3 protein-coding genes are annotated in these 2,727 nt (G+C 66.5%); all 3 read right to left on the bottom strand.

Annotated elements, in window-relative coordinates; translation table 11 throughout:
• Nucleotides 1-63: 63 nt before the first annotated feature.
• Nucleotides 64-885 (bottom strand): ABC transporter ATP-binding protein, encoded by an 822-nt coding sequence (locus QOC89_RS25035; RefSeq protein WP_323047472.1) that lies wholly within the window; start codon nt 883-885, stop codon nt 64-66.
• 94 nt (nt 886-979) lie between these two features.
• The gene (thiE, locus tag QOC89_RS25030) at nt 980-2,083 is read right to left on the bottom strand and encodes a thiamine phosphate synthase (protein ID WP_323047471.1); all 1,104 of its coding nucleotides are present in this window, start codon (nt 2,081-2,083) and stop codon (nt 980-982) included.
• Nucleotides 2,080-2,727 (bottom strand): thiazole synthase (locus tag QOC89_RS25025; protein WP_323047470.1); only part of this gene is annotated, 648 nt, incomplete at its 5' end. The genes thiE and QOC89_RS25025, both read right to left, overlap by 4 nt.

Here is a 2,727-nt window from a genome sequence, read left to right as displayed (position 1 = left end):
AGAAACGCGTGGCATACCCGGTCCTGCCCAGCCCGCCGATCACCGAACGGCCGATCGCACTGATCATGACCGACCTCCGCCAATGCCGAAGTCCGCTGCGAGCGGCGCCTTGCTGGGATAATGGAATTTGAATGGGCCATCGGGCGCGCCGTCGATGAACTGGCGCACCGTAGCGTCGGTCGACGCCCGCAGCTCGGCCGGCGTGCCTTGCGCATGCACCCCGCCGTTGGCGAGGAAGTAGACGTAATCGGCAATCGCGAACGACTCCGGCACGTCGTGTGTAACGAGGATCGACGTGGCGCCAAGTGCCTGATTCAGCGCGCGAATCAGGTTCGCGGTGATGCCGAGCGAGATCGGATCGAGGCCGGCGAACGGCTCGTCGTACATCATCAGTTCGGGGTCGAGCGCGATGGCGCGGGCCAGCGCCACGCGCCGCGCCATACCGCCGGAAATCTCCGACGGCGCCAGAGCGCGCGCGCCGCGCAACCCGACCGCGTTGAGCTTCATCAACACGAGGTCGCGGATCAGTTCTTCGGGGAGATCGGTGTGCTCGCGCAGCGCGAAGGCGACGTTTTCGAACACCGACATATCGGTGAACAACGCGCCGAACTGGAACAGCATGCCCATCTTGCGGCGCAGCGCGTACAGGCCGTCGCGCGTCTGCTGGCCGATGTCCTGGCCTTGAAACAGGACCTGGCCGCGCTGTGCACGTACCAGACCGCCGATCAGGCGCAGCACCGTGGTCTTGCCGCAACCCGAGCCGCCCATGACTGCGACGACCTGGCCGCGCCTGAAGCGCAGATTCAGGTTCGACAGGACGAGCCGGTCGCCATAACCGAAGTCGACGTCGCGCAGCTCGAGTAGGGTCTCGGGGGAGGAAGACACGAAACTGACAGTCCTTTTACACGGAAGGCCGAATTATAGGGCCATCATGCAAAAGCTGCCTTGAGACGCCCTGTCCCTTTACCCAACTTGACGATTATTGCGTAAACGCATGTTGCAGCGCAGAAACCGCGGCAGCCGGATCGGCGGCCTCGGTCACGGCGCGCACCACGGCCGCGCAGCCCACGCCGGTCGCCAGTATGTCGGGGAGCACCTGCAGATCGATCCCGCCGATCGCCACCAGCGGCACGACGCCGTCGAGCAGGCGCACATAGCGCGCGAGGCGCCTGAGGCCCTGCGGGGCGGTCGGCATGACCTTGGTGGTGGTCGGGAACACCGCGCCCAATGCAATGTAGCTGGGCCGGAAATGCAGCGCCTTCAGAATTTCGTAGAAACCGTGCGTCGACAGACCGAGCCGGATGCCGGCTGTGGCAAGCGCCGACAGATCGGCGGTGTGCACGTCTTCCTGGCCGAGGTGGACGCCGTAGGCGCCCGCTTCCAGCGCGGCCCGCCAGTGATCGTTGATGAAAACCTGGGCATCGTGCGCGCGGCCCGCGGCGACGCAGCGGGCGATCTCGCGCTTCAGTTCGTCCGCGGGTTCGGCCGACTTGCGACGCAACTGCACCGTTTTCACGCCGAATCCCACTACTCTCTCGACCCATTCGGCAGTCGGCAGCACCGGATACAGGCCGAGCCGGTCGGGACAACGCGCGAACGCTTGCGCCGGCGCTGCCGGCAGACCGGTGAGGCGCGGAAAGTGTGCGATATCAGCCGGGAATGCGTCGTCCGCCCGGGTTTCGTCGCCGTCGCGCCACGCGAGCGCCAGCACGAGCGCGTCATGCGGATCGAAACCACAGTCCAGAAACGCCGCCAGCGCGGCAATCCAGTCTTCCGCCAGATGGCCCTCCAGCGCGTATTTCTCGCCGCCCAGATGCAGCGTCGCCGTGTTCTCCGCGGCAACGATCACGCCGGCACCCTGGACCTGCCAGCGCGCCACCTGCTCACCGTGCTGCTGCGCGTCGGCGACGACGATCAGATCGCCGCCGTTCGGCTCATCCGGCACGGTCAGACAGATGCGCCACGGCGCATGCGTGGGCGGCCATTCGCCGAGGCGAGCGCGGATCCGCTCGGCGGCTTCGGTGAGTTCATCGGCGGGCGGCCAGAAGAGCTCGCGACCGGTCAAAGGCAAAGTCTGCGTCATGCGGCGCTCCCGTCTTGATGCCAGAACGGCATGCCGACCACCGGCGTGCTCGCGTGCGCGCTTTCGCGCTCGGCCATCGGCCCCGCCAGGAAAGCCTGGCGACCCGCTTCGACGCCGAGCGCAAAGGCGCGCGCCATCGCGTCGGGATGCGTGGCTTGCGATACCGCGGTGTTCAGCAGCACGCCGTCGAAGCCCCATTCCATCACTTGTGCCGCATGCGACGGTACGCCGAGACCCGCGTCGACGATCAGCGGCACATCGGGCAGCCGTTCGCGCAACACGCGCAGGCCGTACGGATTGATCACGCCCTTGCCGGTGCCGATCGGCGCACCCCACGGCATCAGCGCTTCGCAGCCCGCATCGAGCAGACGGCGACCGATCACGAGATCTTCGGTGCAATACGGCAGCACCTTGAAGCCGTCCTTGATCAGTTGTGCAGCCGCTTCGATCAAGCCGATGGGATCGGGCTGCAGCGTGTAGTCGTCGCCAATCAGCTCGAGCTTGATCCAGTCGGTTTCGAAGATTTCACGCGCCATATGCGCGGTCGTCACCGCCTCGCCGACCGTCAGGCAGCCGGCCGTGTTTGGCAACAAAGGCACGCCGTGGCGCTTGAGCAGATCGAAGAACCCGGCTTCGGCGCCGCC

Origin of the sequence: Paraburkholderia sp., from assembly GCF_034668105.1 — a bacterium.
Taxonomy (GTDB): Bacteria; Pseudomonadota; Gammaproteobacteria; order Burkholderiales; family Burkholderiaceae; genus Paraburkholderia.
Note: the sequence above shows the minus strand (reverse complement) of the source record. Positions and strands in the feature narration are given on the sequence as shown.